This is a genomic window from Streptococcus suis (genome assembly GCF_002964575.1).
GTDB classification, from domain to species: Bacteria; Bacillota; Bacilli; order Lactobacillales; family Streptococcaceae; genus Streptococcus; species Streptococcus suis_R.
On record NZ_POQQ01000089.1, the window covers coordinates 92,593 to 116,268 of the forward strand.

At 41.5% G+C, this 23,676-nt stretch carries 20 protein-coding genes; 19 read left to right on the plus strand and 1 reads right to left on the minus strand.

Annotation, left to right across the window (positions count from 1 at the left end; all coding sequences use genetic code 11):
• The first annotated feature begins 79 nt into the window (after positions 1–79).
• The 6 genes from murB (at position 80) to C1E58_RS12565 (ending at position 10,141) form a co-directional block, all read left to right on the plus strand.
• Positions 80–985 (plus strand): UDP-N-acetylmuramate dehydrogenase, encoded by a 906-nt coding sequence (gene murB / locus C1E58_RS11405; protein ID WP_105210408.1) that lies wholly within the window; start codon positions 80–82, stop codon positions 983–985.
• Between the two features lie 261 nt (positions 986–1,246).
• Positions 1,247–2,401, plus strand: coding sequence for an ABC transporter ATP-binding protein (locus C1E58_RS11410; protein ID WP_105210409.1), 1,155 nt, complete (start codon positions 1,247–1,249; stop codon positions 2,399–2,401).
• Positions 2,385–3,185: an ABC transporter permease gene (locus C1E58_RS11415; RefSeq protein ID WP_024400543.1), complete on the plus strand. Its 801-nt coding sequence runs from the start codon at positions 2,385–2,387 to the stop codon at positions 3,183–3,185. Before C1E58_RS11410 ends, C1E58_RS11415 begins: the two co-directional genes overlap by 17 nt.
• Positions 3,185–3,955: an ABC transporter permease gene (locus C1E58_RS11420; protein ID WP_029187210.1), complete on the plus strand. Its 771-nt coding sequence runs from the start codon at positions 3,185–3,187 to the stop codon at positions 3,953–3,955. The genes C1E58_RS11415 and C1E58_RS11420 overlap by 1 nt, the downstream gene beginning before the upstream one ends.
• Positions 3,955–5,025 carry an ABC transporter substrate-binding protein gene (locus C1E58_RS11425; RefSeq protein ID WP_105210410.1) on the plus strand — a complete coding sequence of 357 codons (1,071 nt, stop codon included), beginning with the start codon at positions 3,955–3,957 and terminating at the stop codon, positions 5,023–5,025. The genes C1E58_RS11420 and C1E58_RS11425 overlap by 1 nt, the downstream gene beginning before the upstream one ends.
• A 163-nt stretch (positions 5,026–5,188) precedes the next feature.
• Positions 5,189–10,141: a S8 family serine peptidase gene (locus C1E58_RS12565; RefSeq protein ID WP_105210411.1), complete on the plus strand. Its 4,953-nt coding sequence runs from the start codon at positions 5,189–5,191 to the stop codon at positions 10,139–10,141.
• Positions 10,142–10,431: 290 nt separating this feature from the next.
• On the opposite strand, the gene C1E58_RS11440 is transcribed toward C1E58_RS12565, so the two are convergent.
• Entirely contained in the window at positions 10,432–11,274 is an 843-nt protein-coding gene (locus C1E58_RS11440; RefSeq protein WP_105210412.1) for an NAD(P)H-hydrate dehydratase, read from the minus strand.
• A 99-nt stretch (positions 11,275–11,373) separates the two neighbouring features.
• On the opposite strand from C1E58_RS11440, the gene nth reads away from it, so the two are divergent.
• The 13 genes from nth (at position 11,374) to C1E58_RS11505 (ending at position 23,502) form a co-directional block, all read left to right on the plus strand.
• A complete protein-coding gene (gene nth / locus C1E58_RS11445; protein ID WP_105210413.1) occupies positions 11,374–11,997 on the plus strand; it encodes an endonuclease III in 624 nt (207 codons plus the stop codon).
• Between the two features lie 293 nt (positions 11,998–12,290).
• Complete coding sequence (gene guaC, locus C1E58_RS11450) at positions 12,291–13,274, plus strand: GMP reductase (RefSeq protein WP_105210414.1); 984 nt, start codon at positions 12,291–12,293, stop codon at positions 13,272–13,274.
• 69 nt (positions 13,275–13,343) lie between these two features.
• Positions 13,344–14,681 (plus strand): MATE family efflux transporter, encoded by a 1,338-nt coding sequence (locus C1E58_RS11455; protein ID WP_105117063.1) that lies wholly within the window; start codon positions 13,344–13,346, stop codon positions 14,679–14,681.
• Between the two features lie 135 nt (positions 14,682–14,816).
• On the plus strand, positions 14,817–15,131 hold the full coding sequence (locus C1E58_RS11460; protein WP_161941153.1) for a DUF5301 domain-containing protein: 315 nt from the start codon (positions 14,817–14,819) through the stop codon (positions 15,129–15,131).
• A 179-nt stretch (positions 15,132–15,310) separates the two neighbouring features.
• Positions 15,311–15,826, plus strand: a complete 516-nt coding sequence (locus tag C1E58_RS11465) for a hypothetical protein (RefSeq protein WP_105114778.1) — start codon at positions 15,311–15,313, stop codon at positions 15,824–15,826.
• Positions 15,827–15,835: 9 nt separating this feature from the next.
• Positions 15,836–16,171, plus strand: a complete 336-nt coding sequence (locus C1E58_RS11470; RefSeq protein WP_105114777.1) for a hypothetical protein — start codon at positions 15,836–15,838, stop codon at positions 16,169–16,171.
• A 113-nt stretch (positions 16,172–16,284) separates the two neighbouring features.
• Positions 16,285–17,307 carry a DUF6287 domain-containing protein gene (locus C1E58_RS11475; RefSeq protein WP_105210415.1) on the plus strand — a complete coding sequence of 341 codons (1,023 nt, stop codon included), beginning with the start codon at positions 16,285–16,287 and terminating at the stop codon, positions 17,305–17,307.
• A gap of 139 nt (positions 17,308–17,446) precedes the next feature.
• On the plus strand, positions 17,447–17,965 hold the full coding sequence (gene rimM / locus C1E58_RS11480; RefSeq protein WP_105210416.1) for a ribosome maturation factor RimM: 519 nt from the start codon (positions 17,447–17,449) through the stop codon (positions 17,963–17,965).
• A complete protein-coding gene (gene trmD, locus C1E58_RS11485; RefSeq protein ID WP_105210417.1) occupies positions 17,955–18,680 on the plus strand; it encodes a tRNA (guanosine(37)-N1)-methyltransferase TrmD in 726 nt (241 codons plus the stop codon). Before rimM ends, trmD begins: the two co-directional genes overlap by 11 nt.
• Positions 18,681–18,709: 29 nt before the next feature.
• A complete protein-coding gene (locus C1E58_RS11490; protein WP_105210418.1) occupies positions 18,710–19,777 on the plus strand; it encodes a pyridoxal phosphate-dependent aminotransferase in 1,068 nt (355 codons plus the stop codon).
• Between the two features lie 115 nt (positions 19,778–19,892).
• Positions 19,893–20,642 (plus strand): DeoR/GlpR family DNA-binding transcription regulator, encoded by a 750-nt coding sequence (locus tag C1E58_RS11495; RefSeq protein ID WP_105210419.1) that lies wholly within the window; start codon positions 19,893–19,895, stop codon positions 20,640–20,642.
• Complete coding sequence (pfkB, locus tag C1E58_RS11500; protein WP_105210420.1) at positions 20,639–21,550, plus strand: 1-phosphofructokinase; 912 nt, start codon at positions 20,639–20,641, stop codon at positions 21,548–21,550. Before C1E58_RS11495 ends, pfkB begins: the two co-directional genes overlap by 4 nt.
• Complete coding sequence (locus C1E58_RS11505; RefSeq protein WP_105210421.1) at positions 21,547–23,502, plus strand: fructose-specific PTS transporter subunit EIIC; 1,956 nt, start codon at positions 21,547–21,549, stop codon at positions 23,500–23,502. The genes pfkB and C1E58_RS11505 overlap by 4 nt, the downstream gene beginning before the upstream one ends.
• Positions 23,503–23,676: the final 174 nt, after the last annotated feature.

A 23,676-nucleotide genomic window follows, 5' to 3' on the forward strand; every position in this document is an offset into this window, starting at 1 on the left:
AAACTGGATTTCTATTCGTTTTTTGTGCTGTTTTTTGGTATAATATGACCTGTATATTTTAAATTGAAATGAGAAGATGATGAAAGATAAAATTAGGCTTGAATTGGATGGGATTGACATTCGATTCGACGAGCCCTTAAAAGAATATACTTATACAAAAGTTGGAGGAGCTGTTGATTACCTAGCCTTTCCTCGTAACCGTTATGAAATTGTCCGTATTGTCGAGTTTGCCAAGCAGGAAAATATTCCTTGGCAGGTACTAGGCAATTCAAGTAATATTATCGTTCGTGATGGTGGTATTCGTGGATTTGTTATCCGCATGGACCAGCTCAATTCTGTGACTGTTTCGGGCTACACCATTGAAGCAGAAGCAGGGGCTAATCTGATTGAAACGACAAAGGTTGCACTTTTCCATTCTTTGACTGGCTTTGAATTTGCCTGTGGTATTCCTGGAAGTATTGGCGGTGCTGTTTACATGAATGCTGGTGCCTACGGTGGCGAAATCGCTCATATTTTGGTTTCTGCACAGATTTTGACACCTGCAGGTTACGTAGAGACCTTGGATAATCGTTCCTTGCGTTTTGGCTATCGTTCTTCTATTCTACAAGAGAATGGTGCCATTGTTTTATCTGCTAAATTTGCCCTAAAACCTGGTAATCACCCTGTTATCCAAAATGAAATGGCTCGTTTGACCCATTTGCGTGAGTTGAAACAGCCATTAGAATATCCATCATGTGGTTCAGTCTTTAAACGCCCTCCAGGTCATTTTGCAGGTCAGTTGATTATGGAAGCTGGTTTGAAAGGCTACCGTATTGGCGGTGTGGAAGTATCTGAAAAACACGCTGGTTTTATGGTCAATGTGGCTGATGGAACGGCATTGGATTATGAACATTTGATCGCCCATGTGATTGAAGTCGTTGAAAAATCTTCAGGTGTTACGCTGGAGAGAGAGGTGCGTATTATCGGCGACCCTGCTGCTACATAGTCATTCAGTTTATCTTTTATTACGTCGGCATATGAGGAAACTCTGTTTCCTTATTTCCAACTTCAAACACTCCACTGGATTGTTTGAACTCGCTTTGCCGTACTTACGAAAGTTACTTGCTATCGCAAGTATTATTTCCAACCTTGCACAGACGTTTGGACTGTGCAAGCTGTCTGCAGCTCGTTGCCTAGTACTAAAAGCAAACTGAAAGACTAAACTTTAGCCATTTGGCTCTGTTTAAAAAGAAGGAATTTATGAGAATTGAAAAAGCCAATTATTGAATTTAAACACGTTTCAAAAGTATTTGAAGACAGTGGAACAACTGTATTAAAGGATATTAGTTTTGAATTGGAAGAAGGGAAATTTTATACCCTTTTAGGAGCTTCTGGTTCAGGTAAATCAACGATTTTGAATATTATTGCTGGTTTATTGGATGCGAGTTCAGGAGATATTTATCTGGATGGTCAACGGATAAACGATGTTCCGACCAATAAACGGGATGTCCATACCGTTTTCCAATCCTATGCCCTCTTCCCACATATGTCTGTCTTTGAAAATGTGGCTTTTCCTCTTAAATTGCGCAAGGTTGACAAGGCGGAAATTGAACGCCGTGTGACCGAGGCTCTCCAAATGGTCCGTCTTTCAGGTTACGAGAAACGTTCTATTCAGAAATTGTCTGGTGGTCAACGCCAACGGGTTGCTATTGCCCGTGCCATCATCAATCAGCCCCGCGTTGTCTTGCTCGACGAGCCATTATCAGCCTTGGACTTGAAACTAAGAACAGAAATGCAGTACGAACTGCGTGAGTTGCAACAACGTCTAGGCATTACCTTTGTCTTCGTAACCCACGACCAGGAAGAAGCACTGGCCATGAGTGACTGGATTTTTGTCATGAATGAAGGTGAGATTGTCCAGTCTGGAACGCCGGTGGATATTTATGACGAGCCAATCAACCATTTTGTTGCTACCTTTATCGGCGAGTCCAACATCTTGTCTGGCCGTATGATTAAAGACTATCTGGTTGAATTTAACGGCAAACGCTTCGAAGCGGTAGACGGTGGTATGCGACCTAACGAAGAAGTTCAAATCGTCATCCGTCCTGAGGACTTACAGATTACTCTTCCAGAAGAAGGCAAATTGCAGGTAAAAGTAGACACCCAACTCTTCCGTGGTGTCCACTATGAAATTATTGCCTACGATGATTTGGGCAATGAATGGATGATTCACTCAACCCGTAAGGCCATTGTGGGAGAAGTGATTGGTCTGGATTTTGAACCAGAAGACATTCATATCATGCGTCTCAATGAAACAGAGGAAGAATTTGATGCCCGTATTGAAGAATATGTGGAAGTGGAAGAAGTGGAAGATGGCTTGATCAATGCCATCGAGGAGGAACGCAATGAAGAAAACCTCTAGGCTCTTTGCAATTCCTTATGCCCTATGGGTCTTTCTCTTTGTACTCGCACCTGTTGCCCTGATTATCTTCAAATCTTTCTTTGATATTCATGGTAATTTCACTCTGGCTAATTATCAAACCTACTTCAATTCTCCAAATATGACCTATCTGCGAATGAGTTTTAACTCCATTTTTTACGCAGGTATTATTACACTGGTCACGCTTTTGGTGTCTTACCCAACGGCCTATTTCTTGACCAAGCTCAAGCATAGACAGCTTTGGCTCATGTTGATTATTTTGCCGACCTGGGTCAATCTCTTGCTAAAAGCCTATGCCTTTATTGGTATTTTTGGTCAACATGGTTCTATTAACCAGTTCTTAGAATTTATTGGTCTGGGTGCCCAGCAAATTCTCTTCACGGATTTCTCCTTCATTGCTGTTGCAGCTTATATCGAGATTCCCTTTATGATTTTGCCAATTTTTAATGCCCTAGATGATTTGGATAAAAACCTTATCAATGCTAGTCGTGATTTGGGGGCAACTTCTTGGCAGACCTTTACAAAAGTTATTTTTCCTCTTTCCATGAATGGGGTCCGTTCTGGTGTTCAGGCGGTTTTCATTCCAAGTTTGAGCCTTTTTATGTTGACCCGTTTGATTGGTGGTAACCGAGTGATTACACTTGGTACAGCTATTGAGCAACACTTCCTCACCACACAAAACTGGGGAATGGGTTCAACCATTGGTGTGGTCTTGATTTTGGCCATGCTCTTGATAATGTGGATGACGAAAGAGAGGAAGAAATAATGAAGAAATTTGCAAATATCTACTTAACAGTTGCCTTCCTCCTTCTTTACTTGCCCATTTTCTATCTCATTTTCTACGCCTTCAATGAAGGTGGAGATATGAATGGCTTTACAGGCTTTACCTTGGACCATTTTTCATCCATGCTTGGTGATAGCCGTCTGATGTTGATTTTGGCACAAACCTTTTTCTTGGCTTTCTTGAGCTCATTGATTGCGACCATTATCGGAACCTTTGGTGCAATTTATATCTATCAGGCAAAACCTCGTTTCCAAAATGCCTTGCTGTCTGTCAATAATATCTTGATGGTAGCACCAGACGTTATGATTGGGGCAAGTTTCCTGATTCTCTTTACTATGATTGGTTTTCAATTAGGCTTTGTTTCTGTCTTGCTGAGTCACATTGCCTTCTCCATTCCGATTGTCGTCTTGATGGTCTTGCCTCGATTGAAGGAAATGAATGCAGATATGATTTCAGCAGCTTATGATTTGGGTGCAACCCAGCCACAAATGCTGAAAGAAATCATGTTGCCATATTTGACACCAGCCATTATTGCAGGTTATTTCATGGCCTTTACCTATTCCTTGGATGACTTTGCTGTGACCTTCTTTGTAACGGGAAATGGTTACTCAAACCTATCTGTTGAGATTTATTCTCGGGCTCGTCAAGGGATTTCATTGGAAATCAATGCCTTGTCAACTCTTGTCTTCCTCTTTTCAATCTTGTTAGTGGTGGGCTATTACTTTATCTCACGTGAAAAGGAGGCTGACTAATGAAACGATTGTATTCATTCTTTGTCGGTATTGTAGCCATTATCCTTATTTTGTGGGGGATTAGTTATAAGTTAGAAGCTGAGTCGACACAAGGGACTACGGATAAGTTGGTCATCTATAACTGGGGAGATTACATTGACCCAGAATTACTGGAAGAATTTACAGCTGAAACGGGTATTCAGGTGGATTACCAGACCTTTGATTCCAACGAATCCATGTACACCAAGATCAAGCAGGGGGGAACGACCTATGACCTAGCTGTTCCTTCTGAGTATATGATTTCCAAAATGACGGAAGAAGATATGCTTGTAAAATTAGATAAATCAAAGATTGAAGGTTTGGACAATATCGATCCGCAGTTTATGGGTCTGAGTTTTGATGAAAACAATGACTACTCTATTCCCTACTTCTGGGGTACCTTGGGGATTGTTTACAATGAAACCATGGTTGAAAATCCTCCCCAAGAATGGGAAGATTTGTGGTCAGAGGAGTACCGTGACAACATCATGTTGATTGATGGTGTTCGTGAGGTCATGGGTTTTGGTCTGCAATCCTTGGGGTACAGCTTAAACTCTAAAAATCCTGCGGAAATTGAAGAAACAGCAGAGCACCTCTACAATATGACCCCAAATGTCAAGGCCATCGTAGCTGATGAAATCAAGGGCTATATGATCCAAGATGCAGCTGCCGTTGCCGTTTCCTTCTCAGGTGAAGCTAGTGAAATGTTGGATGGCAATGAAAATCTGCGCTATGTTGTACCGTCAAAAGGTTCTAACCTATGGTTTGATAACATGGTTATTCCTAAAACCGCCAAGAATTTGGAAGGTGCCTATGCCTTTATGAGTTTCATGCTCCGTCCTGAAAATGCGCTTCGCAATGCTGAATATGTTGGTTACTCAACACCAATTCCTGCAGCAAAAGCCATGTTGGATGAGGAAACTCAGAACGACGAATCTTTCTATCCTTCAGAAGAAACAATGAAGAAGATGGAAGTCTATGATAACCTCGGACAAGAGATACTGGGAATGTACAATGACCTTTATCTCCAGTTCAAGATGTATCGGAAATAGAAACTCTGTTTAAGAATGCAAAAAAGTAGCTACTCTGAACGACTGTTCAGGGTAGTTTTTTGTATAAATACAAACATTATGCATAAATTCCCAATATTTTCTTGAAATATAGGCTAAATTATGTTTAAATAGGAAAATAAATTGAAAAATACAGGAGAATGGTATGAAAAAACAACGATTTTCACTCAGAAAATGTAAACTCGGGCTAGTTTCAGTCTTAGTTGGTTCCATTATTTCTTTTGCAGGAACTTCTCAGGTTTTCGCAGAACAAGTGTTGGAAAATGCTGCTGTCAATCAGACGGTGGAGCAAGTTGCATCAGCTGAAAATATCCTTGAAGGTCAAGTTAATTCTCAACCTCAGCAAGAGGAAGTCAAGCCTCAATCAGAAGGGATTCAAGCTGTAGATAATGTACAAAGCAATGAGTCAAGTGAGAATCAGTCCCAACAAGTTTCTGCTACACTTCCTACCGCTGAAGAAACGGCACCTAGTGTCAGCAATGTTGAAACAGAAGAAATTGTGGAAGCTCCAGAAAGTGAAACAAGCACAAGCGAGTCATCGCAGGACACAAATATAGAGGTGGTAGAGCAGGAACAGACAGATAAAAATCAGGAAAGTCTTGCTCCAAGAAGCTTGGCTAAACCATTAGATAATGACAGCAATTCGATGATTTCAGCCCCAACAGTTTGGGAAACTGGCTACAAGGGTGAAGGAAGTATCGTTGCCATTATTGACTCTGGATTGGACGTTGAGCATGATGTCTTGAAGATAACCGATACAAGCAAGGCGAAATACCAATCCGAACAAGCCATGGAAGTTGCTAAAACGGCAGCAGGCATTTCTTATGGAAAATGGTTTAGCGATAAGGTTGTGTTTGGTTATAACTATGCGGATGGAAATGATGTACTAAAAGAAGCAGATAGTCAATCTCATGGGATGCACGTTACAGGTATTGCTGTTGGTAATCCGTCAAACATGGACGGTGGTCGCTATATTCAAGGCGTTGCCCCAGAAGCACAAGTTATGTTTATGCGGGTCTTTTCAGATGTAAATAGTACAACAGGTGCAGCCTTGTATGTGAGAGCTATTGAAGATGCCGTTAAACTAGGTGCAGATAGCATTAACTTGAGTCTAGGTGGCGCCAATGGTTCGCTTGTCAATATGGACAATACAGTCCTTGCAGCTATTGAACTAGCGCGTAAAGCAGGTGTTTCAGTTGTGATTGCAGCTGGTAATGATGGTGCATTTGGTGCAGGACATTCAATTCCATGGAGCACTAATCTCGATTATGGTTTGGTTGCTGATCCTTCAACAGCCAAAGATGCTATTTCTGTAGCTTCCTACAATAACAGCGTTATCAGCCAGCGTGTTTTGAATATTGTGGGTCTTGAAGACAATGCTGATTTGAATTTTGGTCGTAGTTCCTACGACAATCCTGATAGAAGCGAAAAGAAATTTGAAATCGGCAAGGCTTATGATTATGTTTATGCCGGTTTGGGACAGGAAGAAGACTTTACAGGTCTTGATTTGACAGGCAAGTTGGCGCTGATTAAACGCGGTACAATCAATTTCTCTAGCAAGATTTCCAATGCAACAAAAGCTGGTGCTGAAGGTGTCGTTATCTTTAATAATGTACCAGGCGAAGAGAATATCGGAATGGCCTTGGATGAAACTGCTATTGCTATACCATCAGTCTTTATTCCAGCAGAGTTTGGTGAAGCACTCGCAGCCAATGCTTACAAAATTCAGTTTAACAATGAATCTGAAACGGTTGCCAATCCAGAAGCTGGTCAGATGTCCGCATTTTCAAGTTGGGGACTATCTGCTGATGGAGAACTCAAGCCAGATATAGCAGCACCAGGCGGTTCAATTTACTCAGCTATCAATGACAACCAATATGCTTCTCAAAGTGGTACCAGTATGGCTGCGCCACACGTAGCTGGAGCGGCAGTCTTGGTAAAACAATATTTGAAAGATAAGTTCCCAGATAAATCAGCTGCTGAACTAGAAACTCTGGTCAAACAGTTACTTATGTCAACAGCAAAAACGCATTTTGATACGCTTAATCAAGTTTATAGTTCACCTCGCCAGCAAGGAGCAGGTATGCTAGACGTTGCTGCTGCTGTATCAACAGATCTCTTTGTTACAGGTCTGGATAGCTATCCTAGCTTGACTTTGGGAAATGTTGGTGACCAATTTGAATTTACGGTAGAAGTGCATAATATTAGTTCAGAAGATAAGGTCTTGAACTATACCACTCATGTCAATACGGACCAGACGTATGAAGGTCTAGCAGTCTTGGTATCACGCGAATTGATGGCTATTCCAGGTCAAGAAATCACAGTGAAGGCTAACAGTAGTCAGCAAGTCACCATCAAAGTAGACGCTTCTGAATTTTCAGAAATGTTACTCCAAGAAATGCCAAATGGCTACTTTTTAGAAGGTTTCGTTCGCTTCACAGACCCTGTGGATGCTGGAGAGCTCATCAGTATTCCCTATGTTGCTTTTAGGGGAGAATTTCAGAATCTACCTGTAGTTGAAACGCCTATCTATCAACTCTTACCAGAAGGTCAGGTTGGTTTCTACTTTACACCAAATATGGAGGAATTACTGGAAGTTAAACAAGACCAAGATTTTACAGGCTTGTTGACAAATTACTCTGAAAAAGTTTATTCTACGGATCGCATGACTGAAGAGGAAATGAAAGTTCTTGGTGCCTTTAAGAATGACCAGGACCAATTTGTTCTTTCCATGGATGAAACAGGACAATTAAAACTAGCTATTTCCCCAAATGGTGACAATATTCAAGATTCGGTCTTGTTCAAGGGAGTTTTCCTTAGAAATTATACCAATCTTGTTGCCTCTGTTTATGCAGCAGATGATGTAGAACAGACCAATGCTTTATGGACAAGCAAGGCTGAAACTGGCGAAAAGAATTATTACAGCGGAAATGAGTTGAATCCAAAATCAACAGTTGTTTATCCGACGGAGTGGTCAGGTCTAGATAAAAGTGGCAATCCATTGGCAGACGGAAACTATAAGTATGTCTTGACCTATCTTCCAGAGGTACCAGGGGCAGATGTGCAGAAATTGGAATTTGATGTCATCGTTGACCGCCAAGCACCAAGCGTTACAACGGCTACTTATGATGCCAGCAGTTTCACATTTAATCCACGTCCAGCAACTGAAAAAGGACCTGCAGGAATATTCCGTGAACGCGTCTTCTATCTATTAAGTGGTGAGAATGGTTTGACAACCTTAACGACTACTGACGAAAAAGGTCATGTCACAGTGACTGATAACAAAGTTTTTGTAGCTCAAAACGAGGATGGCAGCTTCAATTTGCCTCTTGATTTAGCAGATATTTCTAAATTCTATTACATTGTAGAAGATTTTGCGGGAAATGTAAGTTCTGAAAAAGTTGAAAACCTAATTGGAATTGGAAATGGTAATGGCTTGGTGACGGTTAATTTGCTTGATCAGGCAACCAAGGAAGATGCACAAATTGATTTCTCATACATCGTGAGAGATCAAAATGGTCAGGTTGTGAATGAGTTACCTCGCTACGCAGAAAATGCAAGCATTCTCAAATTACCATTTGGAACCTATAGTATCGAACTCTTCCTCTACGATACAGAGTGGTCGAGCTTAGCAGGTGAAAACAAGTTCACTGTAACAATCAGTGAAGAAAATAGTGTTGGTCAGGTTGATTTCTATGTTCTTGCAAAAGAAAAAGCAAGTTTGTTGGTTGATGTTGACAAACTCTTACCTGCGGGAACAAATGTAAACTTGGTGACAGCAGATGGACAAAGTCTGGCATTGCCAAATGCTAAGTATTCAAAAACAGACTACGGTAAATTTGTACCTGTTGGTCAATATACGATTGCAACAAACCTGCCTGAAGGTTATGAGTTTTACGAAGATTTGAACGTAGATGTGTTGGTTGATCAAGTAAATCGTAAACAGTTGACCTTGATTGACAAACGAGCTTTATCTAACTTGCTGACTGAACTAGCTACTATTGAAGAAACGGCAACTTATTACAATGCAGACAGTTTGCTTCAAGCTGAGTTTAATAAAGTTTTGAAAGAGGCGCAGCTGATTTTAGCTAATAAACATCTTCAAAATGATGTTGACCAAGCGATAGAAGGATTGACTAAAGCTAAGTTAGCACTGAATGGTCAAGCAACAGATACCAGTGCTTTGGTCAAAGAATTGGAAGCCTATCAACTAGTAGCAGGGCAAGCAGTTTATTATAATGCGTCGGACGCTAGCAAGATTGCCTATGATACTGCGATTCGTCTAGCGCAACTAGCACTTGGCAAAGATCAAACCAGCCAAAAAGAAATTGATCAAGTCTTGTCAAACTTACAAGCTAGCAAATCTAGCTTAGATGGTCTGCCGACAGATATCCGTGCGTTGAGAAATGCCGTATCACTATCTACTGTCGTCAGAACAACGGATGCAAAATATCTCAATGCTTCTGAGATGGTGAAACAGACCTATGACCAAGCACTTGCAAAAGCAAAAGCTGTCCTTGCTGATGAGAATGCTAGCCAAGTGAGCGTTGATCAAGCATTGGCTGAGCTTCAGGCAGCTCAAGTAGCATTGGATGGTGTAGCATCACCAACTAGCGAAAACCAATCTCCTGAGAATACCGAATCAAACATCAAGTCAGATGCTAAACCTACACCACCACCTGTAGAACCTGGCCTTCCATCTGAAGAAAAACCAGGGAAACCGGTGCAGCCTCCCCTACCTGCATCAGAAAAACAGCAGGAAGTGGTAGAGAACACGCATTCTAGCAAGGTCGATACGACCGCAAATGTGTCCCCTATCCAATCGCCAACTCCTAGTCATCAATTGAGTCCGGATAAGAATCAAGTACCATCCTTTACTGTACTAGCGCTGAAAAACCATCCTGTCCCGCAATCTGCTATCCGTCAGGATATAGTACCTACTCAGAAAATGGAAATAAGAGGTGGTATCGTAGTTGCTTCTTCTGATAGACAGTTACCGAACACAAGTTCAAAAGACGAGAGTGCTTATCTATTCCTCGGAATTGCTCTTGTTACAACTGTTTTCCTCACTCAAAAGAAAAAAGATGAAAGTATCTAAAACAATCAAAAAAGGCTGGGCAAAAAGCCCAGCTCCACTACCCAGAGTTCGTGTCAACATCTCAGCGCAGTGGTTGATTGGCAGATTTGTTCGTGTTTTACACTCCAAATCTGACCTTTACTATTGTTGCGAACAGAGTTCGCCTTATTTCCAACCTCCAACCGTCTCCCAGACAGTTGGAGCTGTACGGGGGTGGGAGTAAAATAGTCCAGTGGACTATTTTAGCCCGAACCTATTGTTTGGAAGTGAGGGGAACTCTTTTTTAGACCAGTCGAGTTCTTTCCCACTCCCTATTTTATCTGAAAGTAATGCATGGTTGTTTGAATTTTTTTCGAGATGTCTGTAGGCTTGACTAGATAGAATTGTTGAGCTAATTGGTCTGCAATATGAGAATGAAGGTAGGTGGCTGTCACAACTCTATCATATAGTCCTACATGTGGAAATTGCAGAGCAAAGCCTGCAATCATGCCAGCAAGCGTATCACCCATCCCTCCAGTTGCTTGATAGGGGCCGCCCGCTCTGATGGGAGTCATCTGTTCGGGAGCTGCCTGAAGCACTTGTGTAGTAGAACTCTTGGCCACTAAAATGGTATGTTTTTGAAAGGTTTGTAAGGCTTGTAGATTGGTCTGGCTTGTTTGTTTGGCAATGGGGATAGTCGACAGTCTTTCCCATTCTTTTTGGTGGGGAGTTAAAATGACTTGTTTACAAGGGAAATGTTTTCGATTTTGCTTGGCGATAATGGTCAAGGCAGAGCCGTCGAGGACGAGAATCTGATTTTCTGATACATTTTCAAGTACAAGGTCAACTAGGTTTTCTGCTCGGCTATTATCCCCTAAACCCGGACCAATCAATACCAAGTCCGCATGTTTTAAGTTAGTCATGAGTAAATCAGTGTCCTCAACCGAAAAGGCCATGGCTTCAGGTAGGTGGCTATGCAGTGCTGGAATGTTTTCTTTCTCAGTCGCGACAGTGACCAAGCCAGCTCCGCTATTGACAGTGGCTAGGGCAGCCATAATGATAGCACCACCGTAAGGATAAAGTCCACCAATCAGTAAGGCACGGCCGAAGGTTCCCTTGTGGCTGTTCATTGGTCGAGCTTGAATGACCTGTCTACAAAATTCTTGTAAATCCATAAATGTCAACTCCTTTCATAGATTATTATAGCATGAGAGCTAACGATAAATGCAGGTAACTTTTTAGAAAAATCATCTTTTTCATGCTATAATGGACACATGGTATTATCAAAGAAACGTGCAAGAAAAGTTATTGAAGAAATTATCGCCCTCTATCCTGATGCTAAGCCTAGTTTGGACTTCCGCAATCATTTTGAATTGGTCTGTGCGGTGCTTTTGTCTGCCCAGACAACGGATGCTGCTGTTAACAAGGCAACGCCAGGTTTGTTCGCAGCCTTCCCAACGCCACAAGCCATGGCAGCGGCAGAAGTGAAGGACATCGAACCCTACATTTCTCGTCTGGGCTTGTATCGTAATAAGGCCAAGTTTCTGAAAGAATGCGCGCAGCAGCTGTTGGACCGTCATGATGGCATTGTTCCGCAGACACGGGAAGAATTAGAAGCCTTGGCTGGAGTGGGCAGAAAAACGGCCAACGTGGTGTTGAGTGTCGGTTTTGGCATTCCTGCCTTTGCAGTTGATACCCATGTGGGCCGGATTTGCAAACACCACGACATCGTCAAAAAATCAGCTACGCCACTGGAAACGGAAAAACGGGTCATGGAAGTCTTGCCACCAGAATTGTGGCTACCAGCCCACCAGGCTATGATCTATTTTGGACGAGAAGTCTGTCATCCTAAAAATCCTGACTGTGATAAATTCCCACAATTATATGAATTTGAGTAAAAAAATATTCAGTTTTTGGAGATTTTTTTACTTTTCTTTTTAAAAATAACCAGTAAAATCAGAACGTTTTTAGAAATAATCAATAGAATATCTTCTAAATCGGAATATAACGAATATTCTATCCTTGTCTTCTTTCTTAAAATGATAATAAACGAACGTTGATGAATAATATGCAAAGTATATTGACAAAACACAAACAATAAGCTATAATCATAGATGTCGGTTAAGGAAAGGCGAACAAAATGCCGTTTCCTAATACAAAAATCATTTAAAAACGAACAGAGGAGAAGCCCATGTTTAACGAAACACCTGTTTTTGACTACGAAGATATCCAGTTGATTCCAAATAAATGTATCATCAATAGCCGTTCGGAGGCAGATACATCTGTCACTCTTGGAAAGTACAGCTTTAAACTGCCAGTGGTTCCTGCCAATATGCAGACTATTATTGATGAAGATGTGGCAGAAATGCTTGCCAAAGAAGGGTATTTCTATATCATGCATCGTTTCGATGAAGCTGGTCGTATTCCATTTATCAAACGTATGCACGATCAAGGCTTGATTGCTTCCATTTCGGTTGGTGTAAAAGATTATGAGTACGACTTTGTTTCTAGTTTAAAAGCTGACGCGCCTGAGTTTATTACCATTGATATTGCGCATGGACATGCTGACAGCGTGATTAAGATGATCAAGCACATCAAGAAAGAATTGCCTGAGACCTTTGTCATTGCTGGAAATGTCGGCACGCCTGAAGCTGTTCGTGAATTGGAAAATGCTGGTGCAGATGCGACAAAGGTTGGTATTGGTCCTGGTAAGGTCTGCATCACCAAGGTCAAGACTGGTTTTGGTACTGGCGGTTGGCAGCTGGCTGCCCTTCGTTGGTGTTCAAAAGCTGCTCGTAAGCCAATTATTGCGGATGGTGGTATTCGCACCCACGGAGACATTGCCAAATCCATCCGCTTTGGTGCTAGCATGGTCATGATTGGCTCCCTCTTTGCAAGTCATATCGAGAGCCCAGGTAAGACAGTAGAAGTGGATGGCAAACAGTTCAAGGAATACTACGGTTCCGCCTCCGAATACCAAAAAGGTGCTTACAAAAACGTTGAAGGTAAGAAAATTCTCCTGCCAGCCAAAGGACATTTGAAAGATACTCTGATTGAAATGGAGCAAGATTTGCAATCCTCTATTTCCTATGCAGGTGGTCGTGATATTACCAGCTTGAAACACGTGGACTATGTTATCGTGAAAAACTCTATCTGGAATGGTGATTCAATTTAATGAATGAGGACTTGCAAGGCAGGTCCTTTTCTTGTTACAATATTAGTATTATGTTGAAAGAAGAAGCTTATGTACCAAACATCGAGTAATAGAGAAAAATTTTGGCTCTTTATGAAGATATTTTTGCCTATTTTGATTTATCAATTTGCTAATTATTCGGCCTCCTTTATCGATACCATGATGACAGGCCAGTACAGCACCATGGATTTGGCAGGTGTTTCCATGGCGACCAGTCTTTGGAATCCCTTGTTCTCATTTTTGACGGGCATCGTATCTGCACTTGTTCCAATCATTGCTCAATATCTAGGACAAGGAGAGAAGATAAAAATCCGACAGGAATTTCATCAGTTTGTCTATCTAGCCCTTGGGCTGACAGTCCTTCTCTGGCTCTTGGTCTACCTGCTTGCCATTCCCGCCTTGGCACAGTTTGACCTTGACAAAGAGGTCTTTCAGGTCGGCAGGCAGTACCTCTCCTATATCTCTATTGGCATCCTCCCCCTCTTGCTTTTCAGCGTCTGTCGGTCCTTTTTCGACGCCTTGGGCTTGACCCGCCTCTCCATGTACCTCATGCTGCTTCTGGTTCCCTTTAACAGTCTCTTTAACTATCTCTTGATTTATGGGAAAATGGGCCTACCGGCCCTGGGCGGAGCAGGAGCTGGATTGGGGACTGCTTTAGCTTACTGGGCTGTGTTACTGGTTATCGTCATGGTCATGTGCAAAAATAAGACCATTGCTTCTTATGAGATTTGGCGGTGGAGTTCGATTGACCTTTCTTTATTGAAGGAAGGCTTGAAGGTTGGTCTGCCGATTGGCTTGCAGGTCTTTGCCGAGGTTGCTATTTTCGCAGTGGTCGGTTTGTATATGGCACAATTTTCAGCCCAAATTATCGCAGCCCATCAGTCAGCAATGAACTTTGCTACTTTGCTTTACGCCTTTCCTGCCTCGGTTTCTTCAGCCCTAGCCATTGTCATTGCCTATGAAGTAGGGGCTAAACGACCTCAGGATGTGAAAGCCTACAGCCGTTTAGGACGCTTGGTGGCACTAGGTTTTGCAGGATTGACACTTACTTTTCTTTATTTTTTCCGTTCCAAAGTCGCTTTCCTCTACGGCAATGACGCAGATTTTATCCGTCTGACCTCGCATTTTCTAAGCTTTGCCCTCATGTTCCAACTAGCAGATGCCTATACAGCTCCCATTCAGGGAATTTTGCGGGGCTACAAGGATACGACAGTTCCATTTATACTTGGCTTAGTTGCCTATTGGTCCATGACCTTCCCAGTTGCCTTTTTCCTTGAAAGATTTTTCAAAATGGGTCCAGAAGCTTATTGGATTGGCTTGATTTCAGGGATTTTTGTCTGTGGGATTGCCCTCAGATTGCGGTTGAAAAAAATCGCTCGTTTTCAATAAATGTTTGAGTTTTCTCTTGACATATTTTTCTGTGCTTGATAAAATTTACTCAAAAAGGCAGGTTTTATTATGAAAAAGAAGTGGTTGATTTGTATTGTTCTATCTTGTATCTGCTTGAGTATTGGCTATTTTCACATGAGGAAAACGGAAATTAGGTTCCCTCAATCGGACCAGATTTTAATCAGCAATCAGGATGGAGAAGAGATAGGAATGCTAAAAGGTAGCGAAGTAGAAGAGCTTCTGACAGAGCTTGTCCAAATTCATCCCTATTTCTTAGACAATGCCAGTAATCAAGACCAGCCAGTTGGAGTAGAAAATTATTATCAACTGACCTTTCAACCTTATAATAAAATTGCCTATCTCTATGAGAAAAATGGCAAAACCTATCTGGAATTTCCTTATGAGCTGACAGTCAGGACAAAAAAGTCACTATCTGAGTTAATAGACTAGAAGAAGTCGGAGCAATCCGGCTTTTTAAAATTCAATTTTTTTAACATTTACCTTGACAAATATGTTCGGGGGGGGGGTACAATATAAGAGATAGATAGCACTGTATGAAAAAAATGTGCTAAAGGAGGAGCCTTACAAGGAGATGCTAATCTATCTACTACTAATTTTGGAGACTTTTTATGAAAAAAATTACAACATTTTTTAAAAATTATTTTGATACACCTAAGGTACCTTTGAAATACTATTTAGGTGATGTTTTCTATTTCAATCTTTTCTGGGGTCTAATACCATTTTTATTTGGAGAAATCAATGTAGGAACAATTTTATTTTTTGCTTATTTGATGTTATCAGTGTATACATTCTTCTGGTATTCGGACTATCAACTCTTCAAATTTCCATATGATCCCAAGAAGATTTTTAGATATCGTCGCTCGATTTTTAGTAAGGATGGTATAAAAAATGTTACTGCAGAGAGTTTAGCTAGGGAACACCACTATACAATCAACGAAAATAAAATTTCTAGGGATTATACCGAGAATGTAAAGACCGTTGCTTTTGCATTTATTATTACATTTTTTGTCCGATATGCGCTAATTGCTAGTCAAGTACTTTTTTCTGTTATCAGACATCCTAAAACAATGAGAGAATATAAAGAGGCTGTACGCGTTCAGAGTGAATATCTCAACAATCTATAGGAGTTATTTATGGGCGATTTTGTAACTATTTTATTATTTGCTTCCGTCATTATTTTTAGATATTTCATTTACCCTAAGATGAAAAAGGCAAATGAAGAAAAGAGATGGGCAGAAGAGCAATCAAAATATAGGATTACAATTATTGACTTGATAAATGAGAAACAGAGTTTTGTTGGTACTATTGATAGTTTTAATGATATCTACAACATAGTTTATGACTATAATCAAGCCCATGTTTTTTCTAGCCAAGAAGCTGCAAGTAAATATGCACATTCTATGGCAAGGAATGAAAATATCAGTATCCTAATTCTTGCAGGTTCAAATCCTGTCGAAAAAATTTGTTAGAAATCAGGTCGCATGTAGTCAAACATTTACCTCGACAAATATGCCCAAAATATTAAACTTAAGATAAGTAGCTTTTCAAGCTTTGGAAATTTGCTACTATATTTGGAGGTTATATGAAAATGAAGAAATTTCTATTACTTTTTTCTGTAGTGCTTTTGACTGCGTGTAAATCGGGTGAAGTGAAGCAAGAGACGGCTGTAAGTAGTCAATCAAGTTCACAAGCAACATCGAGTTCAACAACTTCAAGTCAGTCGGAAACGAAGACGGTAGAGGTGGATTATTCTAGTTATCAAAAGGTTATCGACCGTTATCAGGCAAGTTTGGGATTGGAACTTTCAGCCCTAAATCGTGATGAGGTGAGTAGTCTTCTTTATGGGATTAAACAATATCCAACTGTTTATACTGGAGCATATTATGTCCAAAACGATTTTGATAAAGATGGTGTAGATGAATTAGCTCTTGCCTTATCGACGAGTTCTCAATTTGTCCTCATCGACCTATATACTGTAGGGAATGACGGACAGTTGATAAGACTGGTTGATCAGTTCCGTCAGCAAGGTCCAGAGATTGGTGAAAAAGTAACCCTGTGGCCACTTGAAGATGGAAGTTACTCTTTAGAAACGGCTGGTAGTTTTAGAAACTATAAATATGACTCTACTGCAGGTCAACTGACCCTACAGGCAGAAGGGGCGACCAATCCTTCATCTGCCACAGTTGTCGATTTAAGCACGCTTTCATGGACTAAATTGGAAAAAGTTGTAGCAGTGCAAGAAAATACATCTGCACCTACTATTGATATGCAGGGGCTGTTAGCTGGTGATTTCTCAACTATTGCTGGAACTTGGGCAAATGCCAAAGGGACTGTCTTGGTTATTGATTCGTCTGGCAAGATCACTAATGAGGAAGATAGTGATCTAACCATTCGTGACATCGATTCAAATGGCATTGCAAGAGGGAGCCATCGTTTTGGTATGTACGGTGCCAGCCTACAAATTATTCCAGCTGGAGTTGCAATCGAATTTCCGACTACTGGGGAAACAGATTTAAGTGATACGACTAAAAATAGATTATTCATCAGTCAGTACCTACCACCAGCGGAAGAAGTGGCGAACGAGGTTTATTATAAACAAGATTAAGTATTTATGGAAGTGAGGTAGGTTAACAATCCTATCTCCTTCTTTTTTTGCCTCCGATCTCCTTCTTTTTTTGCCTTATTATTGAGAAAATACCCTCGTCATGTTAAAATAAAAGGATAGAAAATCAAATGGAGAAGTCATGAATTATTTTAACGTAGGAAAGATTGTCAATACCCAAGGCTTGCAAGGAGAAATGCGTGTTTTATCTGTGACCGATTTTGCAGAAGAACGCTTCAAAAAAGGGGCAAAATTGGCCTTGTTTAATGATAAAGACCAGTTTGTCATGGAAGTGGAAATTGCTAGTCACCGCAAGGCTAAGAATTTTGATGTTATCAAGTTTAAGGGCATGTATCATATCAACGATATTGAAAAGTACAAGGGCTTTAGTTTGAAAATCGCCGAGGAAAACTTGACCGATCTCGAAGACGGTGAGTTTTATTACCATGAGATTATCGGTTTGGATGTCTATGAGAATGATGTTCTGATTGGACAAATCAAGGAAATCTTGCAACCTGGTGCCAATGATGTTTGGGTTGTGAAAAGAAAAGGGAAGAAAGACCTGCTTTTACCCTATATTCCGCCTGTTGTCCTGAACATTGATATTCCAAATAATCGTGTCGATGTGGAACTGCTCGAGGGCCTAGACGATGAGAATTGATATTTTGACCCTGTTTCCAGAGATGTTTGCTCCGCTGGAGCACTCTATTGTGGGCAAGGCGCGTGACAAGGGGTTACTGGAAATCAACTACCATAATTTTCGTGAAAAAGCCGAAAAAGCCCGCCATGTGGATGATGAGCCCTACGGTGGAGGCCAAGGAATGCTGCTCCGTGCCCAGCCGATTTTTGACACCATGGATAGCATTGAACAAACCAAGCCACGTGTTATCTTGCTGGATCCTGCTGGTAAAACGTTTAACCAAGCCTATGCTGAAGAATTAGCTCAGGAAGACCAGTTGATTTTTATCTGTGGTCATTACGAGGGCTATGATGAGCGGATTAAGACCTTGGTGACAGATGAGATTTCTCTCGGGGACTATGTTCTGACAGGGGGAGAGTTGGCTGCCATGACCATGATTGATGCTACCGTTCGTTTAATTCCTGAGGTTATTGGCAAGGAGGTCAGCCATACAGATGATAGTTTTTCATCTGGCTTGCTGGAATATCCGCAGTACACCCGCCCCTACGAATATCGGGGCATGGTCGTGCCAGATGTCCTCATGAGCGGACACCATGAAAATATCCGTAAATGGCGTTTGGAGGAAAGTCTACGCAAAACCTATCAACGTCGACCAGACTTGTTAGAAAACTACAATTTTACAGATGAAGAATTAGCTATTTTTGAAAAAATCAAGGCAGAAAGCACAGTTGATTAGACTGTGTTTTCCTGTTCAAAGGAGAAGTCATGAAACGCAAGGTATTTGAGAATTACAAACCTTATAAAATCCAACAAAAAGCCAGATTTGACTTGGGCAACAATGAAAATCGGATCATTGACTGGTCATTTTTGCCAGAAAAAACCTTGGAGAGCTTGGAAGTTAGTCGCCTAAGTTTCTACGGGGATAATACCTATTCGGAACTGATTGAGAAATATGCGGCCTATCTTGGAGTAAGTCCTCAACAAGTGACAGTCGGAGTTGGCTCGGACCACCTTATTCATATGATCATTTCCACCTTTATGGAAAAGAATGACACTTTCTTGACGGTCAATCCAGACTTTTTTATGTATGAAACCTATAATCACATGCATGGTAGCCAGTTTGAAGCCGTTGACCTGGTTGAAAAAGATGGAACCTTGGTTTTGCCTGTGGAGAGCCTGTTGGCGCGTGCAGAGGCAAGTAATGCCAAAATTCTCATGCTGTCTAATCCAAATAATCCGTCCTCTGTTGCCTATTCTATGGAAGACTTGGAGCGGTTAGCACAATCATTTCAAGGTTTGCTGGTTATCGACGAGGCCTATATTGAGTTTGCCGATGTGACTAGCTTTATTAGTCGACTTGAACGATATGACAATGTTTTGGTCTTACGCACACTTTCAAAGGCCTTTGGTCTAGCAGGCTTGCGGGTTGGTTTTGCAGTTGGAAGTGAGGAGTTAATTTACGAACTAGACAAGGTTATTCCACCATTTAGCTTATCCAACTTAACCGCTCATATGGCAGCAGTAGCTTTGGCTTATAAAGACCAAGTTTTTCAAACGGTTGGAACAATTACCAAACTCCGCCGAGAAATGATTGCATTTTTAGAAGAGTTAGAAGATTGTCAGGTACTGCCAAGTCAGGCGAGTTTTGTAACCTTCAAGGCACCATGGGCAGAAGAGTTTCATCGACAAGCCTTGGCACAGGATTGGAACTTCAAATACTATCCAACGGGTAAATTGGCAGGCTACATTCGCCTATCTATTGGAAGACCAGAAGAGATGGCTATGGTTAAAGAGATGATCACATCAGTGATAGAAAATGGAACAATTTCATAAGAGATTGTTCTTTTTTTTGAAGAAAATTGGCATTTTTTGAAAGATTTTGCTAGAAAATGATTGACAATGACATTTTTTAGTGTATAATGGATTTTGTAAACGATTGCAGGAGGTGTTGAACATTCTCAAATCAGAACGCAAACAAGTCATTTTAGAACGCATTCAGGCTCAACAATTTGTCCGACTGGAAGAGTTAGTTGAAATTCTGGCAACATCTGAATCCACTGTTCGTAGGGATTTGGATGAGTTAGAAGATGAAGGTAAACTTCGAAGAGTGCATGGCGGAGCAGAAGCACCTGCCAATTTGCAACTGGAAGAGTCCATTCTGGAAAAATCTGTCAAAAACGTTCAAGAAAAACGAATGATTGCTGAACGGGCATCGCAGTTGATCATGGATGGCGATGTGATTTTTGTGGATGCAGGGACTACAACAGGTGTCTTGATTGATTATCTTCAACAGGAAAATCTGACAGTCGTGACCAATTCCATTCATCATGCTGTGAAGTTGGTAGAACGCAAGATAAAGACCATTATCATTGGTGGCTTTGTTAAGCAGTCTACGGATGCTTCGGTTGGTGCGATGGCATTGGAACAAATTCGACAGCTCAATTTTGATAAGGCGTTTCTGGGGATGAATGGTATAGATAAAAACTATTTTACAACGCCAGATATTGAAGAAGCGACCATCAAACGTACCATTATAGACAATGCAAAAGAAAGCTTTGTTTTAGCAGATGCGTCAAAAATCGGTCATTTCTCCTTTGCAAAAGTTGCAGCAATTGAAAAAGCCAACATTATCTGTCAATCTTCGGAGAGCAGTTTGTTGGACATCATCAAAGAGAAAACGAGGGTAATCGAGGTATGATTTATACAGTTACGCTCAATCCAGCTATTGACTATATTGTACGTTTAGAACATGTCGAGACGGGCAGTGTCAATCGGATGGAGAGCGATGATAAATATGCCGGCGGTAAGGGAATTAACGTTAGCCGTGTCTTGAAGCGTTTGGGCTATCCAAACACAGCGACGGGTTTCCTTGGCGGATTTACTGGCCAGTTCATCAAGGATGGATTGGTTGCTGAAGGCATTGATACCGATTTTGTTCAGGTTGACCAAGATACACGGATTAACGTGAAAATCAAGGCCGACCAAGAAACAGAAATTAACGGATTGGGACCGATTGTGACAGATACACAATTGGCTGAATTAGAAATGGTTTTAGCAGGTTTGACCAAGGAAGACACCGTTGTCTTTGCGGGGTCTGCTCCAGCTAGTCTTGGAAATGAAGTCTACAATAGGCTGATTCCTGTGGCGAAAAAAGCAGGAGCGCAAGTTGTCTGTGACTTTGAAGGTCAGACACTTCTAGATTCACTTGCTCACCAGCCACTCTTGGTCAAGCCAAACAACCATGAACTTGAGGCAATCTTCAACGTTGAGTTGAATGGCATTGCAGACATCGAGACCTACGCTAAGAAAATCTTAGACATGGGGGCTCAGAATGTCATCATTTCAATGGCAGGGGACGGAGCCTTGTTGGTTACTCCAACAGCCACCTACTTTGCTAAACCAATCAAGGGAACAGTGAAAAATTCTGTCGGAGCTGGAGATTCCATGGTGGCAGGTTTTACTGGCGAGTACGTTCGCTCACAAGACCCAATTGCAGCTCTCAAATGGGGAGTTGCTTGCGGTACGGCAACAGCCTTTTCAGACGATTTGGCAAGTATCGCATTTATTAAGGAAACTTATGAAAAAGTTGAGGTAGAAACACTATGAAAATTCAAGACGTTTTGAGAAAAGATGTCATGTTGCTTGACTTGCAAGCGACAAGCAAGGAAGCTGTTATCGATGAAATGATTACTAGCTTGGTTGACAAAGGTTATGTGACTGATTTTGATGCTTTCAAAACAGGTATCCTAAACCGTGAAGCACAAACGACAACAGGGCTTGGCGACGGTATCGCAATGCCACACGCTAAGAATGCTGCTGTAAAAGAAGCGACTGTTCTCTTTGCTAAATCAAACAAGGGTGTTGACTATGCAAGTCTTGACGGTCAACCAACAGACTTGTTCTTCATGATTGCAGCTCCAGAAGGTGCTAACGACACCCACTTGGCTGCCCTTGCTGAATTGTCTAAATACTTGATGAAAGCTGGTTTTGCCGACAAACTTCGTGGTGTGTCTAGCACAGAAGAAGTCATTGCAGTCTTTGATACAGCTGAAGCAGCAGATAAAGCGGCTGAAGAAGTGGTTGTAGCTCCAAGTGGCGACCGTCCATTTATCGTTGCCGTTACAGCATGTACAACAGGTATTGCCCACACCTACATGGCAGAAGAAGCTCTTAAGAAGCAAGCTGCTGAGATGGGGGTTGATATCAAGGTTGAAACAAACGGTGCGTCTGGGGTTGGTAACAAACTAACCGTTGAAGACATTAAGAATGCAGCAGGTGTCATCATCGCAGCAGATAAGGCTGTTGACATGCCTCGTTTCAATGGTAAACCATTGGTGTCTCGTCCAGTTGCTGCTGGTATCAAACAACCAGAAGAATTGATTAACATCATTTTGGACGGTAAAGCATCAGCCTATACAGCGACAGAAGGAGCAGCTACTGTGGAATCTTCAGAAAAACTCAGTTTTGGTAAAGCATTCTATAAACACTTGATGAGTGGTGTTTCTCAAATGTTGCCATTCGTTATCGGTGGCGGTATCTTGATTGCCCTTGCTTTCTTGTTTGATAACTTGCTCGGTGTACCAAGTGACAGCCTTGGTAGTCTAGGTTCATACAACGAAATCGCAGCTATGTTCATGAAGATTGGTGGAGCAGCTTTTGGCTTCATGTTGCCACTTCTTGCAGGTTACATTGCTTACTCAATCGCTGAAAAACCAGGTTTGGTTGCAGGTTTCGTAGCTGGTGCAATTGCTAGCAGCGGTCTTGCTTTCGGTAAAATCCCTTATGCAGCTGGTGGTGAAGAAACCCTTGCCCTTGCTGGTGTATCATCTGGTTTCTTGGGTGCCCTTGTAGGTGGTTTCCTTGCTGGTGGTGTAGTTCTTGTTCTTCGCAATGCTTTGCGTAACATGCCAAAATCACTTCAAGGTTTGAACGCGATCTTGCTCTTGCCACTTTTGGGAACAGCAATCACTGGTTTCTTGATGTTCTTCGTTAACATCCCAATGGCAGCAATCAACACTGGTATGAACAACTTCCTTGCAGGTCTTGAAGGCAGCTCTGCTATTCTCCTTGGACTTGTCCTTGGCGGTATGATGGCAGTCGATATGGGTGGTCCAGTCAACAAGGCAGCTTATGTCTTCGGTACCGGTACGCTTGCAGCTACTGTTGCAGACGGTGGTTCTGTTGCCATGGCAGCAGTTATGGCTGGTGGTATGGTTCCGCCGTTGGCAGTATTCGTTGCAACTCTCTTGTTCAAGAACAAATTCACACAAGAAGAGCGTAACTCAGGTTTGACAAACATCGTTATGGGTCTGTCATTCATCACTGAAGGTGCCATTCCATTTGGTGCTGCTGACCCAGCCCGTGCAATCCCAAGCTTTATCGCAGGTTCTGCTCTTGCAGGTGCCCTGGTAGGTTTGTCAGGTATCCAATTGATGGCTCCACACGGTGGAATCTTCGTTATCGCTTTGACTTCAAATCCATTACTTTACATCCTTTATGTATTGATCGGTGCAGTAGTTTCAGGTATTCTCTACGGAGCTCTTCGTCAAGCTAAATAAGATTAAAACCTTGTCTTCGGGCAAGGTTTTTTATCTGGAAAATGCTGTATTTAGATTAAAATATAAATAATTATGTAAAGAACGTCGCATATAGTATATTGAAATATTTTATTCGTTTTTCAACAGTTTATTATTAGAAAAATATGCTATACTTTTAAGTAAGAAGAAACAAAC

Coding starts and splice junctions, on each gene's coding strand:
- C1E58_RS11475 (WP_105210415.1), top strand. CDS start 16,285: ATGAAAATGAAGAAATTTCTATTACTTTTTTCTGTAGTGCTTTTGACT.
- trmD (WP_105210417.1), top strand. CDS start 17,955: ATGAGAATTGATATTTTGACCCTGTTTCCAGAGATGTTTGCTCCGCTG.
- murB (WP_105210408.1), top strand. CDS start 80: ATGAAAGATAAAATTAGGCTTGAATTGGATGGGATTGACATTCGATTC.
- C1E58_RS11490 (WP_105210418.1), top strand. CDS start 18,710: ATGAAACGCAAGGTATTTGAGAATTACAAACCTTATAAAATCCAACAA.
- C1E58_RS11440 (WP_105210412.1), bottom strand. CDS start 11,274: ATGGATTTACAAGAATTTTGTAGACAGGTCATTCAAGCTCGACCAATG.
- pfkB (WP_105210420.1), top strand. CDS start 20,639: ATGATTTATACAGTTACGCTCAATCCAGCTATTGACTATATTGTACGT.
- nth (WP_105210413.1), top strand. CDS start 11,374: ATGGTATTATCAAAGAAACGTGCAAGAAAAGTTATTGAAGAAATTATC.
- C1E58_RS11455 (WP_105117063.1), top strand. CDS start 13,344: ATGTACCAAACATCGAGTAATAGAGAAAAATTTTGGCTCTTTATGAAG.
- C1E58_RS12565 (WP_105210411.1), top strand. CDS start 5,189: ATGAAAAAACAACGATTTTCACTCAGAAAATGTAAACTCGGGCTAGTT.
- C1E58_RS11415 (WP_024400543.1), top strand. CDS start 2,385: ATGAAGAAAACCTCTAGGCTCTTTGCAATTCCTTATGCCCTATGGGTC.
- rimM (WP_105210416.1), top strand. CDS start 17,447: ATGAATTATTTTAACGTAGGAAAGATTGTCAATACCCAAGGCTTGCAA.
- C1E58_RS11505 (WP_105210421.1), top strand. CDS start 21,547: ATGAAAATTCAAGACGTTTTGAGAAAAGATGTCATGTTGCTTGACTTG.
- C1E58_RS11470 (WP_105114777.1), top strand. CDS start 15,836: ATGGGCGATTTTGTAACTATTTTATTATTTGCTTCCGTCATTATTTTT.
- C1E58_RS11465 (WP_105114778.1), top strand. CDS start 15,311: ATGAAAAAAATTACAACATTTTTTAAAAATTATTTTGATACACCTAAG.
- C1E58_RS11420 (WP_029187210.1), top strand. CDS start 3,185: ATGAAGAAATTTGCAAATATCTACTTAACAGTTGCCTTCCTCCTTCTT.
- C1E58_RS11460 (WP_161941153.1), top strand. CDS start 14,817: ATGAGGAAAACGGAAATTAGGTTCCCTCAATCGGACCAGATTTTAATC.
- guaC (WP_105210414.1), top strand. CDS start 12,291: ATGTTTAACGAAACACCTGTTTTTGACTACGAAGATATCCAGTTGATT.
- C1E58_RS11425 (WP_105210410.1), top strand. CDS start 3,955: ATGAAACGATTGTATTCATTCTTTGTCGGTATTGTAGCCATTATCCTT.